Genomic DNA, 22230 nt, shown 5'->3' on the forward strand with positions numbered 1-22230 from the left:
TCAGGGCTTTCCGGCGAGAGTCTGATGAATGTCGGCAATCAGGCCGTCACAGGCATCTTCGATCAGATCAAGAACATGACGGAAGCCAGCTTCGCCCCCGTAATAAGGGTCTGGCACTTCGTGTTCATCAAAGCTGCGACCAAACGCCCGCAGAAACAACTTGGGCCGGGTGCCACCTGTGCGCTCGTATATTTCCATCAGATCGCTGAAATTCGAGCGATCCATCGCGAGAATATAATCGAAGATGTGGAAGTCATCTTCATTGACCTGGCGCGCACGCAGCCCTGAGATATCGACACCCCGATCGTTTGCTGCCGCCTGTGAGCGTGGATCAGGTGCTTTTCCGGTGTGCCATTCAGCCGTGCCCGCGGAGTCGACCTGGACCTGCGTCGAGAGCCCCTCTTCTTCAAGACGTCCCAACAGAACACCGTGCGCGGTCGGCGAACGGCAGATGTTGCCGAGGCAGACGAAAAGAACGCGTATCATGCCTGACCGCTGTTACCCTGAGCTTTGTCGAGCTTTTCTTCTTCACTCATCTTGCGGGCTTCGCCTTCAAGCATGACAGGCACACCGTCGCGTACCGGATAAGCCAGCCCATCGAAGGTACAGATCAGCTCTGCTGCGTCACGGTCGTACTTGAGTTTACCCTTGCACTGCGGACAGACCAGCATGCTGAGAAGTTGTTTATCCATGATTTCGTTTTCCCAATGTCTTCAGAAGATTGTCTATCTGAGTTCGCGCCTCCGGGCCGGGTACTGCTGAAATTTTCAGGTACCAGCTGCCAGACGGCGCAAAGCCGCTACATTTTACCCAGTCTTTCTCGGTCATGACGACCGGAAGACCGTCATCAAACTTCAGATCGTCTGCAACGAAGGCATGATGATCCGGGAATGGATGCTCAATTACCTGCACGCCTGCTTCCCGCAGGGTCGTGTAAAAGCGTTGCGGATTGCCAATGCCTGCCACAGCATGGACGGTCTGACCGCGCAGAAAGTCGGGAGATTCTTCCCGACCAGAGATAATGTCGACCAGCGAGTCCGCAACGATCGTAAAGTCCTGACCATTCACCAGATACAGATCTGCTTGCTTCAGCCGACTGATGGGCTCTCGCAATGGGCCGACGGGCAACTGCCAGCCATTACCGAAACCCCGGGTGTGGTCGCTGACGACAATTTCAGCGTCCCGCGCCATGGCGTAGTGCTGGAGACCATCATCAGAAAAAATAATATCGACCTCATGCTCCAGTTCAGCAACGGCACGACTGCGCACAGGGTCGACAACCACTGGAGCACCTGACGCGAGCAGAAGGCGCGGCTCATCGCCGCTCTCCTCAACGGGCGTGTCAGCAGACACCTTCAGAGGATACGAATCCGCCTTTCCTCCATAGCCACGCGAAACAATGCCAGGACGCAGTCCAAGCGCCGACGAACGCGCCACAAGGTACTGAATAAGGGGAGTTTTACCCGTTCCGCCGACTGCAATGTTACCCACGACCAGTACTGGAGTAATCTGGCCGCTGGGCGGAAATAACCGGTAAAAGAGCCGGCGCAGGCCGCTGACAGCAACGAACAACAACCACAATGGCAGCAGCCACAGGTTGCCACGAGCAGAGTGATACCAGTTGTATTCAATACGCGCGGCCAGGCCGCGCTCAGACCCGTGGGACACCCTCGGCTTCCACAAACTGAAGTTGATGAAGTTGTGCGTAGGCGCCCTGACGTTCCAGCAGTTCGGTGTGTGAACCCTGCTCACTGATATTGCCGCCGTCGATAACGACAATACGATCAACGTTTTCAATCGTACTCAGACGATGGGCAATCACGAGTGTCGTGCGACCCTTCATCACTTCTTCCATGGCTGCCTGAATGTGTCGCTCAGATTCTGTGTCCAGTGCGGATGTCGCTTCATCCAGAATCAGGATCGGAGCATTTTTCAGCAGAGCCCGGGCAATGGCGATCCGCTGACGCTGACCACCCGATAACATCAGGCCATTCTCACCTACCTGCGTGTCATAGCCATGTTCAAGGCGCTCGATAAATTCATGGGCATGTGCCGCACGCGCTGCAGCTTCAACCTGCTCGTCTGTCACATCCTGCAGCGAGCCGTAGGCGATGTTGTCACGGATACTGCAATTGAACAGAGTGACCTGCTGACTGACGATGGCGATCTGATCGCGCAGTGCTTCGAGTGTAAAGTCGCGGATATCCTGACCGTCGATCAGAATGCGTCCTTCCGTCGCATCGTAGAAGCGTGGCAGAAGGTTCACAAGTGTGGTTTTACCACTTCCGGATTTACCAACAAACGCCACCGATGTCCCGGCCTTTATTTCCAGGTCAATGCCCTTCAGGGCCTCTGAGGCGGCTTTATCATAGCGGAAGCGGACCTGATCAAATGTGACCTGCCCCTGGCAGCGCCCCGGATGGTGTGTGCCTTCATCTTTTTCGATCTCGGCATCGAGGATAGCAAACACAGATTCAGCGGCAGTCAGACCTTTCTGGATGATTGAGTTAATGTCTGTCAGGGCACGCATCGGCTTAGCTATGAGAGACGCCGCAGTAATAAACTGCAGGAAGGCTTCTGCGGTCATCTGCCCTGCGGCAACCCGCTGAAACATCAGATACACCATCACGCCAAGACCAACCGCAATGACCTGCTGTGACAGCGGGACGTTAATCGCATTGGTCAGCGCAAACTTCATCACCTGTTTGCGGTTTTCATCACTGGCTTTCTGAAACCGCTTTTCTTCGAATTCGGTCGCGCCATACGTGCGCACTTCGCGATAGCCACTGATCGACTCATTGGTTACCTGTGTCACGTCACCCATCGACTTCTGAATACGACGGCTGTAGCGGCGGAAAAACCGGCTCGCCTGAGACACCAGAAGTCCGATGACAGGCACAATCACCAGAAAAATCCCGGTCAGCGTGTAATCCAGCCAGATCAGATACCCCATGAGAAGTATCACAGTGAGACCTTCCTGAATGACGGTCGTTACCGCTTTTGTGCTTGCGCCGTTGACCTGCTCGACGTCAAAAATCACCCGGGAAATCAGCCGTCCGGTCGACTCAGAATCATAGTAGCGGCTCGGCAGACGCAGCATCCGCCCGAACAGATCCGTACGCAGCGCGTGTACAACTTCCCGCCCGACCATGGCAGTGAAATATTTACCCAGAAACGTCCCGATTCCCCGGTACAGGTAAACCCCGATCAGTGCCGTCACCAGGAAGATAATATTTTCCTGGGTGGTGTCTCTGAGGGTGTTTTCTACCACGCCCATCAAATGGGCAAGCAGAGGTGCGGATGAAGCAAACATCGCAAAGCCGATGATGCTGATCAGAAAGATAAACTTATGGGGCCAGACATAAGTCAGCAGGCGACGATAAAGTGCGCCTGCTTTGGGTTTTGCGGACATGTTATCTGCCGTTACCTGGTTGACGGGTTGTGATGCTCAGGTTGACCAATCCCAGCTGGCCTGCAGCATCCATCGCCCTGACAACCGACTCGTGAGTCGTGCGGGCATCTGCAGTGATCACGACTGGCGCCGCGTCACGTCCGTTCAGTTCCTGAGTCATTGCGCTTTTCAGCGTATCAATCTGCGTATTGACCAGACTCCGGCCATTCACGCTGTACTCTCCGCTCTCGGAGATCAGAATATCAATCGACTGCGGGATCTCGTCACTTGCCGATGCCGAGGCCTCTGGCAGGCTGATATTAAGATGATTTTCTTTGGTGAACGTGGTCGACACCATAAAGAAGATCAGCAACAGAAATACAATGTCGATCAGAGGCGTCAGGTTAACTGACACCTCTTCACGGCTTTGCCGCTTGAAGTTCACTCGCCGCGCTCCCCGGAGTCAGCTACTTCACGATCACCGTGCAACACATCGACCAGTTTGATCGCTTCCTGCTCCATAAACACGACGATTTCATCAACGCGACGCTGAAGAATGCGGTGACAGATAAGTGCAGGAATAGCGACAACCAGACCCGCTGCCGTCGTAATCAGAGCTTCGGAGATACCACCAGCCAGCAGATTCGCCTGCCCTGTTCCCTGAGCCATGATTTCAGCAAAGACTTTGATCATACCGATAACCGTGCCCAGCAGGCCCATCAGAGGTGCCACTGCCGCCACTGTTCCGAGTGCATTCAGATACCGTTCCATATCGTGAATCACGTGCGAAGCGACTTCTTCAATGCTCTCTTTCATGATCTGACGACCGTGACGGCTGTTAATCAGCCCCGCCGCCAGCACACGCCCCAGCGGGCTGGAAGAACTAAGTTCACGGATACGGGTCGCATCGAGCTGCTTGTTTTTCATCCATCCCCAAACCTGCGCTAACAGATCCGGCGGAGCGATTTTCGCAGCGCGCAACGTCCAGAAACGTTCAATTGTAATTGCCAGTGCCAATACGGAAGCGATGATAATCGGCACCATCATCCAACCACCACTCTGGATGATCTCGAGCATATCCAGCGTCTCCTGCCAGTTATTATTTGCGCGCTACTCTAGCACATGGTTACAGACTGAAAAATCCCCGCAGATCAACTCAGCGCCACCATGGTACCCAACCACAGCGTCCGCAGTCCCGATGGCCGTCCGCATCAATCGACAGAAACCCGGATTCAGCCGTCAGAAAGAGCCTTATATTCCGCTCTTTCAAACGGCGCAGAACTTCGGTATGCGGGTGCCCATAGCGGTTTTTATAGCCACTGCTGATCCAGACTTCCGCAGGGGCGACCGTATCCAACCAAACCTCAGCGCTTGACGTCCGGCTGCCATGATGAGCGGCCACAAGTACGTCGCTCTGCAGGTCGTCACCGTACAGATCCACCAGAGCCGCCTCTGCCTGCGCTGTAATATCGCCCGGAATCAGAACCCGTCGCCCATAATAATTGAGCTGCAGAACACAACTGTGATCATTGTCATTGCGGCGAAGTGCCTCAGGGAGTGAAAAGAATTTCAGCGAAACGCTGTCAGACAAGGCCAACAGGCCACGTTCATGACAATCCTGAAAATGCCACGCCTGATGCCTCGCTGGCTGACCAGCAAGGCGCACGACTGCCGGGTACTGCGCAAGCAGTGTATCCAGACCTCCGGCATGATCGTTATCCGAATGCGAAATCACCAGCAGATCAAGAGACTCGGCTCCCGACTTTTCTAACCACGGAATAACCACGGCAGATGCCATGCTGAAGTCAGGGGAATACGCAGCACCCGTATCGATGACCAGTGTTCTCCCGGCATCCCGGACCATCAGACTCTGCCCCTGCCCGACATCAAACAGCCACAGCTTCGACGTCTGATCTGTAAGCTCGTGCGCGGCAAGCGTGAACAGAGCCAGCCCCAACGCGCAATGCGCCCAGTGAAGGCCAGCCCTCCAGAGCAACACCAATGCAATCCAGGGCAGAACCCAGACAGCCCCTGGCAGAATCGCCGGCAACGACCAGGCGTCAAACAAAGTCTGAAGTTGCCAGAACAGATCTGAAAGATACTGCATTGCGGTATCAGCCCATTCAGATTCATAGACACTGAGCAGAAGACTGAGCGGCAGAATGCAGAAAGAAATCAGCGGAATGATCAGGGTGTTTGCGATGACGTGAACAACCCCCAGCGGCTGTCCCCAGATCATCATCACCGGCGCCAGCCCCGCCATCACAGCAAACTGCGGCACCATCCAGGGACCAACAACGCCATTGCGACGCCCTTCCAACAACAGAATTAACGCATAGACGGCCACGAAAGAATAAAGGAACCCGGCGGATGTCCATAGCAAGGGGGCTGCGATCAGGGTGACAAGCATCACCAGACTGAGCACCTGCGCAAACCGGATCTGGCGGGCCGCACCCCACAACAGCATCAGCAGGGTCGCTAATAACCAGGCCCGTATCAGTGCGATACCACTGCCCGCGACGAGAACATAACCTCCTGTCATCGCAACCGCTGCCATCCGTGCGATCCAATGCCCATAGGTACCCGTGCGGATACCAACGACACGTAATAACCGCACGAGCGCGGAGGCCAGGACGAATGCCACCATGGCGACCATCCCGACGTGCAGCCCACTGACCACAAGAACATGCAGGGTGCCTGTATTGCGCACCAGACGCCACTGGTGAGGAGTAAACGCATCGGGTTTTCCGAACACCAGGCCGTCAATCCACGCTTTTGTGTTATCAGATAAGCGAGTCTCTGACGGGGAGCCTCTGGACAGCTGCTGAGTAAAATCAAGACTGCGTACATACCCTGTCGCTGTCACGCCTTCCCGCATCAGCCAGAGTTCATAGTCGAAGGCGAGATCATTCTCGATATTGCGGGGACTCTTGAGTGTCACTTCGGCGTCAATGCAGTCACCGGCCAGAAAACTTTCGACCCCGGGGTTGTACCAGCTCAGGCGCAGGTCGCCCGTGGCCACAGGATCACCACGGAAGGTCACTGACTGAGGTGAAAGAACGAAGCGCAGGACCGTCTGTCCGGAACGAAGCGTCGGGCTGGCCATCGCAGGTTCCGTAATACAGCCAGCCACCTTAAAACGCTCGCCACTGATCTCCTCAGGTAAAAGAAGTGCAACCCGCTGCGAAGTGAAAAAACTGCCCCATACTGAAGAGACAGCGACCACGAGAAGCAACCATCGATATGATGATACGCGTACAGAGACCGCAGCCAGAACCCCCGCCAGGAGGCAGGCGTTCTGAAATGGCAGCAGTGTGCCGCAAACCACTGAAATTACCGCGACTAAGATCAGAAGGTGCATTGCCTCTCCATGGCGTAGCAGGCATAATTCCCGCGCATATCAGAACCGGCGGTGGGCATGCCTAAAAAGCTTTTAAAAAGATTCTTTCCTTCGCCGGATCAGGTAAAGCGCAACCGCTCCCTGAAGTTTCTTGCCCCTCTGTTCAGCAAACCGAATCTGTGGCATATCAACCGGCGTGCAGTGGCCCGTGCCTTCCTTGTCGGCGTATTCACCGCCTTTCTGCCCGTGCCCTTTCAGATGGGAATTGCAGCCTTTCTGGCCTTTTACGTCAACGCCAATGTGCCTATCTCGATCGGCCTGGTGTGGATCAGTAATCCGGTCACCATCCCGCCTATTTTCTACGGCACGTATCTTCTTGGAAGCTGGATGCTGGGGACACCTTCCAACGAATTTTCGATAGAACTGTCGCTGCAGTGGGTGCTTAATGAACTGGGCGCCCTGTGGGCTCCATTATTTGTCGGCTCTCTTGCCGCAGGTCTGGTGCTGTCTGTAATCGCCTATTTTGCCATGCACCTCGCCTGGCGCATGCATGTGGCTCACAATTGGAAAAAGCGCCAGCTTATCCGCCAGCGCCGTAATGAGACTGAGAAATAACGCTTAATCAGCGGATTCCAGCTGTCGGTTGACCAGACGATAAACCCGGGCCATGCGCCCTGCCAGTTCACGGTCGTGGGTGACGGTAATAAAGGCGGTATCGACCGAGCGTCGCAGCTCTGCCATCAGATTTTCTACTTCGGAAGCCGTTTCCTGATCAAGGTTGCCTGTCGGCTCATCCATCAACACCAGCTTCGGGCGGTTCACCAGTGCACGCGCGATGGCCGTTCGCTGACGTTCCCCCCCCGACAGTTCTGAGGGCTTGTGGCTACCGCGTTCTGCCATTCGCAACCGGCTGAGACATTCTTCCGCCCGCTCTGCCGCTTCTACCCGGCTCATGCCTCCCAATAACAGAGGCATCATCACGTTCTCAAGCGCCGTAAATTCCGGAAGCAGGTGATGAAACTGATAAACAAAACCAACGTCGCGGTTTCTCAGCGCAGTTCTTTCACGCTCAGACATCGCGCCGATGTCCTGACCACTGATCAGAACCGAGCCTCCATCCATAGTGTCCAGACCGCCCAGTACATTCAGCAGAGATGTTTTCCCTGAGCCAGACGCGCCGACAATGGCAACTGAATCACCCGGAGAGACGGTCAGGTTGATGTCTTCCCAGACGGTCACGGCCTGAGGGCCGGTGGTGTAGGTTTTGGTCAGCCCATGAGCTTCCAGTACATATTTACTCATAACGTAGGGCCTCTGCTGGCTGAACTCGGGATGCGCGGTAAGATGGATACAGTGTTGCCAGGAAACTGATCGTCAGTGACGCAGAAACGACAATCATTACATCCAGCCACTGCAGTTCGCTCGGCAGATAAGAAATAAAGTACACGTCTGCGCTCAGGATCTGGAAATTAAACAGGCGCTCAACCGCGGCGACCAGCTCAGATATCGTTAATGCGCCCGCGATCCCCAACAATGTACCCAGCACGACTCCGACGACACCAATAGAAAGGCCCTGCACCATAAAGATGGCCATCACAGTACGTGGGCTGGCTCCCATAGTCCGGAGAATCGCGATATCAGACTGTTTATCAGTCACCACCATGACCAGTGTTGAAATGATATTGAACGCAGCCACAGCAACAATAATGAGAAGGAGCAGACCGATCATGGTTTTTTCCATGCGGATTGCCTGAAACAGATTACCGTGCGTGCGCGTCCAGTCGGTTCCGCTGAAGCGCCCATCGAGGCGATCGACAATTTCCCAGATGCCACGCGGAGCATCGAACAGGTTATCGAATTTCACCCGGAGCGACTGTGCCTGAGCATCAAGCCTGGCCAGTTTGCGTGCATCCTCCAGGTGAATCACACCCAGATTGGCGTCCAGTTCTGCGCCGACTGAGAAAATCCCGACGACATTGAGGCGCTTGATGCGCGGCAGAACGCCCGCAGGAGAGAGCGTGGCTTCCGGCAACATCAGAGTCACCTTGTCACCCACCCCAACCTGAAGATGTTTGGCCAGCAACTCTCCCAGCACGATGCCGTATTCACCCGCGACCAGGTCGTTCAGACTACCTGCCGTAATATGCTGCGGCAGAATCGACACACGCTCTTCAGCTCCGGGGTCAATACCTGTGATCATACTGCCCTGAACCCGACCACCGTAGCCCAACATGCCCTGCAGACGGGTCAGTGGTGCAGCAGCAGCTACGCCGGGGAGCCCTTCTACCCGGGTTGCCAGTACCTGCCAGTCATCAACGCCGCCATACTGATAGAGTACGGCATGCGGCACCATGCCCAGAATTCGCTCCCGCAGCTCCCGGTCAAAGCCATTCATAACGGACAGCACCAGAATCAGCACAGCCACTCCCAGGGTCATTCCGACCATGGAAGACATAGAAATAAAAGAAATAAAGTGATTGCGACGTTTGGCCGCCAGATAGCGAAGACCAATCCAGATAGGTAGCCGCGAGCTTGTCGATAACATAAGGTCAGAACATCAGCCTGTTGCAGAAGGCAGCCAGTTTGCCTTATGCCCGGGCGCTTTTCGACCTCTGTGCTGACTTTTTTACAAGCAATGACAAAGATGCCGCTCTGCGCAGTCTTTACGAAAAGATTACGGGCCAGAATCATTGGGTAACTGAACGGCACGTTAAAGCACATCAGTTTGGCGTGAGAGGCCTTGCGTCCAGGTCCGGATTCACTAGGATAAAAACAATCCAACTAAGGGATGCTGCCATGAAACCGTTGTTCGCTGTTCTGCCCCTCGCCCTCACTGCTGCTGTTGCTTCTGCTGAGATCGTCGAAATCCCACCTGAAGAAATGACGCAGGAATACATCCGCGACACGACCGTTATCGTGAAAGAACGCGTGCCTGTGCTTGAACAGGCCCCGAAAGCCATGATTAAGGTGTCTCCATTAGAAGATGACTTCTCTGAAGGGGAATCCACCCTGGAAACGACTGGCGAGCTGACAGCAGCGCAACGCGCCCTGCTCGAATCGATTTTCAGCGATAACAGCGCCCAGCAGAATTTTCAGCTGGATTCGCAGTCGTCCTTCGCCTATCAGTCTCCGGCGTATGATCCGTACCTTCACGTCAATGACGATAAACTGCGTGAAGTACTCGGCCTTGAACCCGGTGCGCCGATTGACTACAACAACCTGCAGTTTCCAGCCACAGCGCAGACCAACGGTGTGAACGCACTGTCTTCTGACAACCCTGGCCAGTTCCAGCTGGTGATTCCCAACAGCGGGAACTATTCTCCCTCCGCTTTCTCTACCCCTAACGGAGAAATTGGTGTTACTGTGACCAACGACAACATCATTTTTCAGATGAACACCCCACAACAGTAAAGTTGTGTATAGCAGCGGATCTGCTGGCCGGAATTGTACTATTTCGGCCAAAATCCGAGAAAAAGCCTATATATTTCAATAGGTTAGAAAGAGATCAATTATTCGTAAAGAAAACATACAACTATGGCCTTCTGTCTATAAGTACGATAGAGTGGACCAACTATAAGAATAAAGAGCCCGGTGCGATATGAACTTCTCTACCTACAGTCCCGCAGCCCTCAAAAGCGCCCCGTCCATCCAGATGGTCGGAGAATACAAGGTTGAGTTTCTCGCTTATGAGAGCCCAGACAACATGGACAAAGCACCTGTCATGTTTCTTGGTGGAGCTTTCCAGAGTTTTTCCTCTTTCCGCAACGAAGTAGAACAGATCCTTGAGCATTGTCCGGTGATACTGGCTGACTTCCCTTCTCAGGGCAGCAACGATCAGTTAGCACCCGATCTGGATATGGAAGACTACGCCGATCTGATCGCAGGTTTCCTGACCTCTCAGAACGTCCGTAAGGTACAGCTGATGGGCGTCAGCTATGGCTCCGCCATGGCGACCCTCTTTGCTTCTAAATACCCGGAGCTGATCGAGCGCCTGCTGATTTCCGGCATTACCTGCTTCCGTCGTGAAAGCCTGATCACCCTGCTTGAAGACTCTCTCAAGCTGCTCGAAACCGGTGACATGGATGCGTTCGCAACGACTGCAGTCTGCAACCTGATCAACCATAACCGTATGGAAGAAACAAACATCGGCGCAACCTATCGTCGCCTGCTGTTCCGTCAGATTGCACGCCTCAACGACAACGAACGTATGCGCTACGCTCAGAACACCCGTCGCCTGCTGCGTTTTGAAGGTTTCCCTGCGTTCCCGGTATGCGAAACTCTGATTGCGACCGGCGAATACGACAACTTCACACTGCCTCAGGAAAATGCGGCAGTGGCTCGTCAATGTCCTAACGGTACCTTCGCGGTAATCCGCAACGCGGATCACCTGGCTCAGTTCGAGCAGAAGTCAGCCTCTATGGAGGTTGTCTGCCGCTTTATGACTGGTCAGTCACTTGAGGGCATTCCAGGGGTTGATATCTATGACCCGCAGGCATTCGATTTTGCGAACCAGCGTCTGCAGGCTCGTCTGCGTCCAATGGAACAGCCTTACACCCTCGTAGACCAAGCGACCGGAAAAAGCCACACAGTGCGTATGCTGAACATCAATTTCAGCGGCTGTGAGCTGGAACAGATTCACGTTGATATGGCTCTGACGGAAGCGTCTGACGAGCTGTACCTCGAACTCCCGGAAACCGGACACACCTACCATGTGCGGGTTCTGGCGAAAGACAAAAAGCGTATGCGTTGCCTGATTATGCAGCGTGATATTAAGGCTGCGGAATCACTGCTCTCCTACCTGAAAGAGCACCTGCTGATGATTCGCGACAACCAGCCTGCAGTTGAGGAAGTAGCGGGCCGCCTGGCCTGAGACCTGTGCACGGCAGAGATGCCATGTACCTGACCCGCTTCGGCGGGTTTTTTATTGCCCGTCGTTTAATTGCCCGTCGTTAGTTACGACATCAGATCCGGCGGAACGGCGGCAGCGAATCCAGTAATAAACGCCCGTATCGGTGAGACACCAGACGCTTATCGAGAATGCTGATTCTGCCCTGGTCACTTTCCTTGCGGATAAGCCGGCCACACGCCTGAATCAGGCGTATCGATGCCGCAGGCAGTGTCAGCTCCATAAAGGGATTGCGCCCCCGGCTTTCCATCCACTCTGAGATCGCTGCCTGAATCGGATCGTCCGGTACCGCAAATGGAATTTTCACAATCACAACATGAGTGACATATTCGCCCGGCAGGTCAATGCCTTCTGCAAAGCTCGCGAGGCCGAAAATCAGACTCCCCTCACCCTTATCAATCCGCTCTTTGTGACGGCGGACAATTTCACCTTTAGGCAGATAGCCCTGACTCAGGAGAATGTCGTACCAGTCACGGATAAAGAAATCACGGGTGGCCTCAAGCTGGGCACGGGAGCTGAACAGAACCAGAGTGCCTTTGGTGGTATCTACATTGTCTTTTAACCAGCTCTGAACATCGCCTTCGAACGATTCGCTCTTCGGATCAGAAGCCAGCTGAACGACTTCCAACTCCCCCAGCTCAGGATAATTAAACGGACTTGCGACCCGCTCATAGGTCGCCCAGTCAGGCAGTCCGGCTTCCCAGCGAAGTGTGTTGAAGCTGTTCAGAGCCGTCAGCGTGGCTGAAGTCAGTACAGCGCCATAGCAGCGGCTCCAGAGATTACGTCTGAGCTGCTCAGCGACGGATATTGGCGACGCGGACATAATAATATCCCAGTCATCTCCGAACGGTGTTTTGTTCAGCCAGCGCGCGACGGGCAGCTCACCTTCGGCTTCTGCCGCCGCCAGCCAGGACAAGGCCTCCGACAACTGCTCTGCGCGGGCGAGCATTATTCCCACAGGCGCCTGCCAGGATTCTGCGACATCCCGGGCAACTTCAGGCTCTTCCTTCGGATCAAGCGACTTCTGCAGCAGGTCGTTCAGTTTATCCAGACACTGAAGTACGGGCTGTAATGGAGCTTTCATCGTGGTCAGCAGGTCTTTCAGGCTGTCCGGTGCATGGCCAAACTCAAAGCGCAGACGATCCCTTTCGCCAAGAAGATCCATGACCATCGGCCACAACAGGCTGACTGACTGTGTCAGTGTTCTTATATGCTCCGGCGCCTCACGCATCGAGTGCATGATACTGACGGGCATCCCCGCCTGAGCAATAAACTGATCGAAGAGTTTCTCCAGCTGCTTCAGCCACTGGCGCGTCGAGCGAACCCCCATATCCAGGCGGAAATGGTTCAGCGCCTTATCTGCCAGATGGTGGCCCTCGTCGAAAACATAGATAGTTTTATCGGGCGCCGGCAGAACAGCGCCTCCTCCCAGAGACAGATCCGCCAACACCAGGTCGTGGTTAGCGACAATGATATCGGCCTCTTCCATGGCTGCCCGGGCCTTATAAAAGGAGCAGTTATTAAAGTGTTGGCAGCGGCGGTTTGAGCACTCGCGATGCGTCGCCGTCAGGTGGCTCCACTGACTGTGTTCGATTTCATCCGGCCATCTGTCCCGGTCGCCATCCCAACCGCCGCTGGCGTACTGAGACAGCATATCTTCATAGAGCGCTCTGTCTTTTTCTTCCGGCGTCTGTTCAAACAAGTCGACGGTAGCCAGCATTCCCGAAAGGTGCTGCAGCGCTTTGTCTAATTTCACCAGGCAGAGGTAACGTCCGCGGCCCTTAGCCAGCGCGTAATTAAAAGGCAGAGAAATGTGCTTTTTGAGGGCCGGCAGATCTTTATCGAGAATCTGCTCCTGCAGGGCGACAGTCGCCGTTGATATAAGCAGTTTACGCTCCCGCTCTACAGCAACGGGTAGCGCTGCGATCAGGTACGCCAGTGTTTTACCCGTGCCCGTGCCAGCTTCTACGACGGCAATACCCGCGTTGTTATCTCGCTCACCCTTGTCTCCTTCATGAACATTGCCCAGCGCTTTGGCGATTTCTGCAATCATGACCCGCTGTCCAAGGCGCGGGCGTAACTCCATCGCCTTGATGCATTCGCGATACAGGCTCTGAATCCGTTCTTTGGTTTCTTTAGTGAGCATCAGCGGATTGCCTGCCAGCCACGGCTACGACCGACAAATACCGTCCATCCAGAGACATCCAGACTCAGTCCATCTTTGGTTATTTCTTTGATGCTGACGCCTTGTGTCAGAGTGTCGCCTTCCTTCCACACCCGGTCATTCATTGTGACCGTTCGCTTAGAAGGCACAGAGCTGTAGAGGTGCCCGGTGATATTCAGCGTAGGAATCTGCTTAAGCGCCTCAACTGGCGCCGCACCGCTCTTCCCGGCCTTTGGAACGACACTGACTGCCACCGGAGCCACAGGCGCCTGTAAGGTTGCTGAACTCATAACGGCACCCGGTGTTTCGTCTACCGTATCCGGAACGTTCACTGGCGTGCTGTTTTCTTCGATGTCGGTAACCGCCGCCGTTTCAATGGGTACGGGTACCGGTGCGACTGCAGGCTCAGTCGGGGGATTCCGCCACAACAGCAGCACGATCAGGATCAGAAGTAACAACAGAAGCAGAGCGATAACGGGAAGCCACTTCTGTCCTGCACTGGCATCCTGTACACGCGATGCCGGCGATATTGCCACCGTTGAGAACTCACGCTCTGGCTGATTTTTCTGCCTTTCTTCTTCCGATTTTTTCAGAGCATCCAGGATGTAAGACATTAGCCGCCCCTCTGCATATGCATCAGGGTACGCGGCCCGATAATCCGGTCAGCTTTCAAACCATGACTGATCTGAAACTCAGCAACGGCCTGCTCAAGAAGCGGATCGTAAAACTCAGGGTCTGCCTGAAACTGAACGCCCCCGGGGCCAATGGAAGTCCATTCCTGATTCCAGTTGATGCCCAGTCTGGAGCGTACCCAGCGGATGATGGCGGCTTTATCACCGGGCTTGACCGTATCTTCGTAGCCCGGCGGTACCTGCCAGAGCACCAGTGCATCTCCCGTCGCGACAGAGATGTCAGGAGAAAGCACCCGCCAGCTGCCCCTTGCCACAGGAACTGCAACCGGCTGCTCAAGATCTTTCAATTCGGTCAGTGGCCAGTCAACCCAAAGGCAACGGTACTGACTCTGGAGCAGATCCGAGCAGCTTTCCACGTCCATCCCTAACGATTGACTGAGCAGGTTAAGTGGGTTCTGAGCACCGTCTGATAGCGCACTGTCTGATGGCGCAACTGGCACCGGTGAGCGGAACAGTAGCAGCGCAAGAGCGACACACACCAGAACGCCCAATGCACCGACACTGCCCGCCAGAGCAACCGGCTTCCAACGACGGCCGGACGCCGGGCGTTGCGACGGCTTGCCGATCACTTCTTCCACCGCCTGCCGGGCGATGGCTGCCGATACCTGAGCGGCCCCGGTTGCATACGCACCAAGCAACGCACGATCGGCAATGCTGTTGATCAGACGAGGAACCCCACCACTGGCTTTATGAATTATTTTTACGGACGCTCGGTCAAACAGCATGCTATCGCCACCCGCACAGACAATCCGGTGCTCCAGATAAGATGCGGTATCGTCAGCACTGAGGTGATCGAGATGGTAGCGCGCCGTGATGCGTTGATTAAGCTGGCGGAGATCATACCGCGCCAGCAGATCGCGCAGCTCTGGCTGACCGACGAGGACAAGCGTCAGCAACTTGTCCCGATGGGTTTCAAGGTTGGTCAACAGGCGAATCTGTTCAAGCAATGGCGCCGGCATCGACTGTGCTTCATCAATGACGCATATCACCCGCTGGTGTTTGCTGAAGCAGCGCAGCAGGCCAAGGTTAAGATCAGCGTATAACTCTTTCAGCGATGAATTTTCGCTGTACTCAATGCCCAGCTCGTCACATATGCTCTGCAACAACTCGACGGGTGACAGCTGGGGATTAAAAATGTATGCAACGTGATCACCATCAGGCACAGATTCAATCAGCGCCCGGCACAAGGTTGTCTTCCCGGTGCCCACCTCTCCGGTCAGGCAGATCAGGCCGCCCTGATCTGTCAGGGCATAACTCAGATGTGCCAGCGCCTCCTGGTGTCCCTGTGAGGGATACAGGAATTCAGGATCAGGAGAGATCGTAAAAGGCAGGCGCTGCAGGCCAAAGTACTCAAGGTACATGAATAATCCGCGTTGAATTCAGCTGCAGCATGATACCGGATTTACCCGGTCTGTGCAGAGGCCCTACCACTGATAAAAGAGACTGGCTTCCAGCTGAGCATCGCGCACATAGTTGAGCCGCAGATCATCAGCCGCATAACGTATCCGGAACCATTCACCCACCAGATACACGCCCAGCTGATTCGCTGAAGAAACTGAAACACCGGACACGAACGAACCGACAAGCCAGTCTTTCCGCAGAGTCAGATTGCGGTATGGCCCGTGCAAGATCAGATCGCCATGCATACGGTAAGGCTCATAACTGAGCGAACCCCTCACTGTTACCGGGATACGGGTAATATAATCTTCAAGAACATCCTTGCCCGAAACGGAAGCCCCTTCCTGCTCACAGACCGACGTTTCAACCGTGCCTACGTTAATGCATCCGGTGCGATGCGATGCAGTAAAAAATTCAAGACGATTCCAGAGGTCTCTGAGCTCGAAGCTTGCTGTCCAGTCGTCATTAAAGCTGCGAGTACCTGCCACCGAAAGCGAATACCCAAAACGCTCTCCTTCCTCCGCTTCGTAAGCCAGGATTTTGTCTTCATCAAAGTAGTAATCAAGAAAAGCAGAGGCGTTGGTCCCCTCACCTTCACTCGAACGCCCGGAGAGTTCACCAAACTGATAATGCCCAAGCTTATACAGAGTAAAAGATGGCGTCAGCGACCAGCCATTTCCAGAAAAACGGTAGCCCGCAAAGACCCCTCTGGCATCGAAACTGGATACGTCGAGATCGATATTTTTGTCAGTGGAATTTTCAGAGCCCTGCTCCACTTCCTCGTACCAGGAGACAGTGTCAGGCGTGAATTCATACAGGTAGTAATAGCGACGCTCGGCACCCAGCAACCAGCCCTGATACTCTGCAGTCAGCGATGCGGTACCGTCAGCAAAAGCAAAATCACTGCTTCTTGCGTTGCTCTCCCAGCCGTTAATCATCTGATCGATGGGGACAGGCCCGGACGACGCTTCGATAGTTAACCGGGCCGACACGCGGCCCTCAGAAGGAGGTTGCGCATGAACCAGGAACGGCAGCAGGCCGATAACACACCCTGCTACCCATGGCGCTCTCATATCAGCTTCCCAGAATTGTCCAGGTTCCATCGACATAGCGCACAACGTACACACCCGGACGCTCTTCACGAATCGAACCTAACAGCGCTCCACGGAAGGTAATGTACGCCACAGCATTACAGTCGCCTTCCGACACGAGTTTGTCGCGGTTATAGAGACCACACCCGGTGTCTGTCGTCCCCGGGGTGTAGTTCGCCTCAGAAGACGCACTGAAGCCGATCGGCTCTTCTGCACCGAACAAGGTGACTCCGGAGCGGAACACCGTCAGGCTACCCAGCTCGACGTTAAAGTCATTGGCTTCGTCGTATTCGATGGTGTAACTGGCCGTGAAGCTCTGAGCGTCCGCACCGGCGTAGATACCCGAGAGTTCGTAGTCGTAGTTATACCCAAAGCGAATCTCAGCATCGAAATAATCCTTCGTTTTGCGTATCAGGTTGCCGATCACGGTCGTGAACACCTGATCATCACCCGGCATGACGCTGTCCATCCGGACATCCAGAGTGCCGATCGTCAGTCGGTACTGATTCAGCAGCTCGCCTGGGTATCCTGTCAGCTCAGTGTCGGAAGGAATAACGACGTCATCACCCGACACCAGATTCTGGCTGCCTGCTGTCAGATCCGCGACGTAAGACCCATGTGCGGTCACAAACTGAACCTGCAGGGCATCGGCGTCATACAGATCCTGAATCCACTGCTCCAGATCAAACGCTTCTGCGAAAATAATCGGCGAGCTCTCGCACGACTCGATTTCAGCACCTGCACCAAAAGAATCGACGATGCAGTCTTCAACAATGGTAGCGTCGTCAATGGTCGGCGATGGATACACCCTCATACGACGGACAGGCTCATTAAGAATCTGACTGTCGAGGTAGGCGTAGCCAGTGTCAGATTCAACCCCCCGGTAGTATTTCACCAGGTTTGAAATATTCTGCGGTGTTTCTGCGGCACTGATCTCACGAGGCTGAAACACATTACTGAATTCGGGCCACTTAGTATCAGGATAAAACTCACCCGCATTGACGGTAATCAGCTCGGAAAGAATGACGTTTTTGCGTCCGCTTTCTGACAACTCGGTTTCACACCCAGCACCCGTTGCAGACAAAGAGCAGACCCAGAGCACCACGGTAAACGCATTAAACCGTTGCTCGTAAGCACTGTGCGCAGGGATTGGATCGCGCACACCCACCAACGTTGTTTCAAAGAGTACTTCAACAGAGTTTTTAGCCGCCGCATCCAGGCTGGTACCGCTCAGCTGCAATGGCAGTGACACAGATGGCCAGACAACGTAAAGCGCTGAGGGCTCCTGATCTGCCCAGGCAGGGATCGTCGAATCAGTGATGACGTCATCGTACTGCAGCACAATATTCGGGATGGTTTCTACATCCACTGAGTTAGTGGCGGTTTTCCAGGTCAGTGACCCGCCCGAGATCGAAAGTGCTCCATCATTATTCAGATTTATCTGGATGGTTTTGCTGCCTTCGTCAGGAATATCCTGCAGGGTCAGGGTCAGTGAGCCACCCGAGGTCGATACCCGGTGAGCCGTTGAATTGTATGAAAAGCCGCCGGTATTCAGTGCCGCATCGCAGTTCCCCGGTGACTCACAGGACAACAGGTACTGAGTCATATCAACCACGGCTTTCAGGGCCGAGTTGAGGCTTGGTGCAATACCATCGTAAGCGGCATTATGATCTTCGAAGTAGGCTTCCATCCGGTCTGAATAGTCGGCATCGATAAAACCATTGCCAGTTTCCTGACCGGTAAAATCCTTAAAGCGCGCCGTCAGATCCTGAACAAAAACCTTCGCCTGATCGATATTGGTCTTCCAGTCAGCCAGCTCTTCACTGACATCGACTTCAACGTCAGTCATCTGACCGATCACAAGAGCGTCCCTGCGTGTTTTCAGAGACGTCAGAGCACGCCTCGCGGTTACAGGAACCGTTGCATTGCGCTCTTCAAAATAATTAATGCTTTCATTGAGGTTCTGGTAGGCCTGGTTGTAGATGCCATACAGAGTAAATACATTGGCCACATTTTCATTTGCCGGATCCGCAACCGCAGCGCGCTGCAGTAACTGACCGCCGTCTGAAATGAACTCGTCTGTCAGGGCCGTGAGGTACGAGACGTAAGAAGAACCGCTGTTAAGATCCGCCAGAACAGGCAACGCACTCAGCAGCGCTCCCATGTAGATGGATTCCTGGTGCACCGAAGAAGGCTTATCGGTTGCCGCCGTAATGGCCGAAGGACCAACCGGCGTGACGGATACCACATCAGTGAGGCCAAACAGGGTCGAGACATGCTTGTTAGCCAGCTCGATGGAATATTCGGAATAGAAGGCGCGCTTGGCTGTGTCTGTTTCTTCATCAACCTCGGGGTCTGCGTCACCAACGGGCGACGCGTCAATATAGGCGGTAGTCGCGAGAGTACTGGCGAGTTCGGTAATCCAGTTAACGTTGATGGTCATATTATCGGCCAGCTCTCCGACGCCGGCACGCATATCCAGACTGTCGTCGATACTGATATTGCCAAGGTACGCAACTGAGCCGCAGCCCGATGGACGCTCACACTGATAAGTGACGGCGCCGCTGTCAGCCGTTGCAATCAGCAGAACCGCCTTGCTGTTAGAAGACTCTTCGTAGGTGAGGTCATACACCCCGACGGTATCAGTAGTCGTGAAGTAACCGCTGTAGATCACGTTATCGGAATCATCGACTTCGCGGGTTGGCTGCCCTGCTGTCGTTAATTCAACCAGGGTCACCCGTGCACCACGGACAGAGTTATCTACACGACCAGACAGGCCGCTGTCTGCCTGCGAATCGTCTTCCCGGAAAGAGCTGCTGTTACTGGAGCAGGCTACAAGTGATGCTAAAGCGAGAGATACCGCTAACTTTCTTATTATCATGTGAGGTTACCAATAACCTTTTAATACGCAGGAATTATTGTAAGAGTCTGTGACAGCCAGAATAGCTGAACTGGTGTCTCTTTACCGCGCTTTTACACAAAAAAACCCGGCCTGGGCCGGGTTTTTTACGTTGCTTTACAGGAGTAGGGATTACTTCTGTGCAGCTTTGAACTTCAGGCGGTAAGCGTGCAGTAGTGGTTCGGTGTAACCGCTTGGCTGCTCTTTACCCTTGAAGATCAGGTCAGAAGCTGCCTGGAAGGCAATGCCGTCAAAACCCGGTGCCATGTTGATGTAGGCCGCATCACCTGCGTTCTGACCATCAACGATTGCTGCCATGCGCTTCAGGCTGTCTTCAACCTGTTCGCGGGTACAGATACCGTGCTCCAGCCAGTTAGCAACGTGCTGAGAAGAGATACGCAGTGTTGCGCGGTCTTCCATCAGGCCAACGTTGTTGATGTCTGGAACCTTAGAACAACCAACACCCTGGTCAACCCAGCGAACAACATAGCCCAGGATACCCTGACAGTTGTTGTCGATTTCTTTCTGGATCTGCTCTGGCGTCAGCGCAGCGGCTTCGTCAGCAGTCATCAGAGGAATAGTCAGAATGCCATCAACGTCAGCGTGCTCGCGGGTCTTCAGCTCGTTCTGAGTCGCGAAAACGTCAACCTGGTGATAGTGCATAGCGTGCAGAGTCGCCGCGGTCGGAGATGGAACCCATGCGGTGTTCGCACCAGACTTAGGATGGCCGATCTTCTGCTCCATCATCATGCCCATCTCATCAGGGATAGGCCACATGCCTTTACCGATCTGTGAACGGCCCTGCAGACCAGTTTCCAGACCTACGTCAACGTTCCAGTTTTCGTAAGTGTTGATCCACAGCTGCTGCTTCATCACTGTCTTAGGTACGAATGGACCTGCCAGCATAGACGTGTGGATTTCGTCACCAGTACGGTCCAGGAAGCCAGTGTTGATGAATACAACACGGTCTTTCGCAGAACGGATACATTCTTTCAGGTTAACGGTAGTACGACGCTCTTCGTCCATGATGCCCATCTTCATGGTGAAGCGTGGCAGACCCAGTGCGTCTTCGATGCGACCGAACAGTTCGTTGGCAAACGCCACTTCTTCCGGACCGTGCATCTTAGGCTTAACGATGTTTACAGAACCGGTAGTAGAGTTCTGGAACGGAGAGTTACCCTTCAGATCGTGCATAGCGATCAGAGTCGTCATCATGCCGTCCATGATGCCTTCTGGAATCTCGCTGCCATCAGCCAGCAGGATCGCAGGGTTAGTCATCAGGTGACCTACGTTACGAACGAACAGCATTGAGCGACCTTTCAGCTTAACGGTTTCACCGTTCAGGCCAGTGTACTCACGATCTGGGTTCATAGTACGGGTGAAAGTCTGACCGCCTTTGGTCACTTCTTCCGCCAGGTCACCTTTCATCAGGCCCAGCCAGTTACCGTAGGTCACAACTTTGTCTGCCGCATCGACTGCAGCAACAGAGTCTTCACAGTCCATAATGGTGGTCAGAGCCGATTCCATCAGAACGTCTTTTACGCCAGCAGCGTCGGTAGAACCAATCGGGCTGGTTGCGTCGATCTGAATTTCGAAGTGCAGGCCGTTATTCACCAGCAGGATTGCTTCTGGTGCAGCCATCTCGCCTTTGAAACCAACAAGCTGAGACGCGTCTTTCAGACCCGTGGTGCTGCCATCTTTCAGGGTAACAACCAGCTTACCTGCATCGATAGCGTACTTAGTGCTGTCAGCATGGTCGCCAGCAGCCAGTGGCGCAGATTCGTTCAGGAAGTTACGGGCGTAGGCGATAACCTTGTCGCCACGTACTTTGTTGTAACCTTTACCTTTCTCAGCACCGCCCTCTTCAGAGATAACGTTAGTGCCGTACAGAGCATCGTACAGAGAACCCCAACGAGCGTTCGCAGCGTTCAGAGCGAAGCGGGCGTTCATGACTGGCACTACCAGCTGAGGACCTGCCATCTGGCCGATTTCTGGCTCAACGTTGGCAGTGGTCGCTTCAAAGTCGTCGCCTTCTGGCAGCAGGTAACCAATTTCCTGCAGGAACGCTTTGTACTCAGCAGCGTTGTGAGACTGGCCTTTACGCTCAGTGTGGTAAGCGTCGATTTTGGCCTGCAGATCATCACGCTTAGCCAGCAGCGCCTTGTTCTTTGGTGCCAGTTCATTCGCGATAGCATCAAAGCTCGCCCAGAACGCATCCTGTTCAATACCAGTACCTGGCATTGCTTTATCGTTGATGAAATCGTACAGCTCCTGGGCGATCTGAAGTCCACCCTTCTGAACGTATTCTGTCATTGTTTAGCCTCAATTCATTCAAGGACGCCGGAGCGC

General features: G+C 54.2%; 18 protein-coding genes. 3 read left to right on the forward strand and 15 right to left on the reverse strand.

Annotated features, from left to right (window positions below):
* The 7 genes from Q1L85_RS09885 to Q1L85_RS09915 all read right to left on the reverse strand — a co-directional run bounded on the left by Q1L85_RS09885 (position 1) and on the right by Q1L85_RS09915 (position 6752).
* Positions 1-486 carry a low molecular weight protein-tyrosine-phosphatase gene (locus Q1L85_RS09885; protein ID WP_300426228.1) on the reverse strand — a complete coding sequence of 162 codons (486 nt, stop codon included), beginning with the start codon at positions 484-486 and terminating at the stop codon, positions 1-3.
* Complete coding sequence (locus Q1L85_RS09890; protein WP_300426229.1) at positions 483-692, reverse strand: Trm112 family protein; 210 nt, start codon at positions 690-692, stop codon at positions 483-485. The genes Q1L85_RS09885 and Q1L85_RS09890 overlap by 4 nt, the downstream gene beginning before the upstream one ends.
* Positions 685-1668, reverse strand: coding sequence for a tetraacyldisaccharide 4'-kinase (gene lpxK, locus Q1L85_RS09895; RefSeq protein ID WP_300426230.1), 984 nt, complete (start codon positions 1666-1668; stop codon positions 685-687). Before lpxK ends, Q1L85_RS09890 begins: the two co-directional genes overlap by 8 nt.
* Positions 1652-3412: a lipid A export permease/ATP-binding protein MsbA gene (gene msbA / locus Q1L85_RS09900; RefSeq protein WP_300426231.1), complete on the reverse strand. Its 1761-nt coding sequence runs from the start codon at positions 3410-3412 to the stop codon at positions 1652-1654. The genes lpxK and msbA overlap by 17 nt, the downstream gene beginning before the upstream one ends.
* A 1-nt stretch (position 3413) precedes the next feature.
* Positions 3414-3836 carry a biopolymer transporter ExbD gene (locus Q1L85_RS09905; protein ID WP_300426232.1) on the reverse strand — a complete coding sequence of 141 codons (423 nt, stop codon included), beginning with the start codon at positions 3834-3836 and terminating at the stop codon, positions 3414-3416.
* Complete coding sequence (locus tag Q1L85_RS09910) at positions 3833-4468, reverse strand: MotA/TolQ/ExbB proton channel family protein (RefSeq protein ID WP_300426233.1); 636 nt, start codon at positions 4466-4468, stop codon at positions 3833-3835. Before Q1L85_RS09910 ends, Q1L85_RS09905 begins: the two co-directional genes overlap by 4 nt.
* Before the next feature lie 79 nt (positions 4469-4547).
* Positions 4548-6752, reverse strand: coding sequence for a DNA internalization-related competence protein ComEC/Rec2 (locus Q1L85_RS09915; RefSeq protein ID WP_300426234.1), 2205 nt, complete (start codon positions 6750-6752; stop codon positions 4548-4550).
* 57 nt (positions 6753-6809) lie between these two features.
* Between Q1L85_RS09915 and Q1L85_RS09920 the strand changes: the two genes are divergently transcribed.
* Positions 6810-7346, forward strand: coding sequence for a DUF2062 domain-containing protein (locus Q1L85_RS09920; protein WP_300426235.1), 537 nt, complete (start codon positions 6810-6812; stop codon positions 7344-7346).
* Positions 7347-7349: 3 nt separating this feature from the next.
* On the opposite strand, the gene Q1L85_RS09925 is transcribed toward Q1L85_RS09920, so the two are convergent.
* On the reverse strand, positions 7350-8033 hold the full coding sequence (locus tag Q1L85_RS09925) for an ABC transporter ATP-binding protein (RefSeq protein WP_300426236.1): 684 nt from the start codon (positions 8031-8033) through the stop codon (positions 7350-7352).
* Entirely contained in the window at positions 8026-9276 is a 1251-nt protein-coding gene (locus tag Q1L85_RS09930) for a lipoprotein-releasing ABC transporter permease subunit (RefSeq protein ID WP_300426237.1), read from the reverse strand. Before Q1L85_RS09930 ends, Q1L85_RS09925 begins: the two co-directional genes overlap by 8 nt.
* Before the next feature lie 251 nt (positions 9277-9527).
* On the opposite strand from Q1L85_RS09930, the gene Q1L85_RS09935 reads away from it, so the two are divergent.
* Positions 9528-10142 carry a hypothetical protein gene (locus Q1L85_RS09935; protein WP_300426238.1) on the forward strand — a complete coding sequence of 205 codons (615 nt, stop codon included), beginning with the start codon at positions 9528-9530 and terminating at the stop codon, positions 10140-10142.
* Positions 10143-10329: 187 nt separating this feature from the next.
* The gene (locus tag Q1L85_RS09940; RefSeq protein WP_300426239.1) at positions 10330-11601 is read left to right on the forward strand and encodes an alpha/beta hydrolase; all 1272 of its coding nucleotides are present in this window, start codon (positions 10330-10332) and stop codon (positions 11599-11601) included.
* A gap of 91 nt (positions 11602-11692) precedes the next feature.
* On the opposite strand, the gene dinG is transcribed toward Q1L85_RS09940, so the two are convergent.
* The 6 genes from dinG to Q1L85_RS09970 all read right to left on the reverse strand — a co-directional run bounded on the left by dinG (position 11693) and on the right by Q1L85_RS09970 (position 22194).
* On the reverse strand, positions 11693-13783 hold the full coding sequence (dinG, locus tag Q1L85_RS09945) for an ATP-dependent DNA helicase DinG (RefSeq protein ID WP_300426240.1): 2091 nt from the start codon (positions 13781-13783) through the stop codon (positions 11693-11695).
* A complete protein-coding gene (locus tag Q1L85_RS09950; RefSeq protein WP_300426241.1) occupies positions 13783-14415 on the reverse strand; it encodes a general secretion pathway protein GspB in 633 nt (210 codons plus the stop codon). Before Q1L85_RS09950 ends, dinG begins: the two co-directional genes overlap by 1 nt.
* Positions 14415-15854 (reverse strand): ExeA family protein, encoded by a 1440-nt coding sequence (locus tag Q1L85_RS09955; protein ID WP_300433034.1) that lies wholly within the window; start codon positions 15852-15854, stop codon positions 14415-14417. The genes Q1L85_RS09950 and Q1L85_RS09955 overlap by 1 nt, the downstream gene beginning before the upstream one ends.
* Positions 15855-15917: 63 nt before the next feature.
* Positions 15918-16964: a hypothetical protein gene (locus tag Q1L85_RS09960; protein ID WP_300426243.1), complete on the reverse strand. Its 1047-nt coding sequence runs from the start codon at positions 16962-16964 to the stop codon at positions 15918-15920.
* 1 nt (position 16965) lies between these two features.
* Positions 16966-19863: a hypothetical protein gene (locus Q1L85_RS09965; protein WP_300433036.1), complete on the reverse strand. Its 2898-nt coding sequence runs from the start codon at positions 19861-19863 to the stop codon at positions 16966-16968.
* 150 nt (positions 19864-20013) lie between these two features.
* The gene (locus tag Q1L85_RS09970) at positions 20014-22194 is read right to left on the reverse strand and encodes a malate synthase G (protein WP_300425239.1); all 2181 of its coding nucleotides are present in this window, start codon (positions 22192-22194) and stop codon (positions 20014-20016) included.
* Positions 22195-22230 lie beyond the last annotated feature (36 nt).

The organism is uncultured Thalassolituus sp., assembly GCF_950066645.1.
In the GTDB taxonomy this organism is placed as follows: domain Bacteria; phylum Pseudomonadota; class Gammaproteobacteria; order Pseudomonadales; family Oceanobacteraceae; genus Thalassolituus.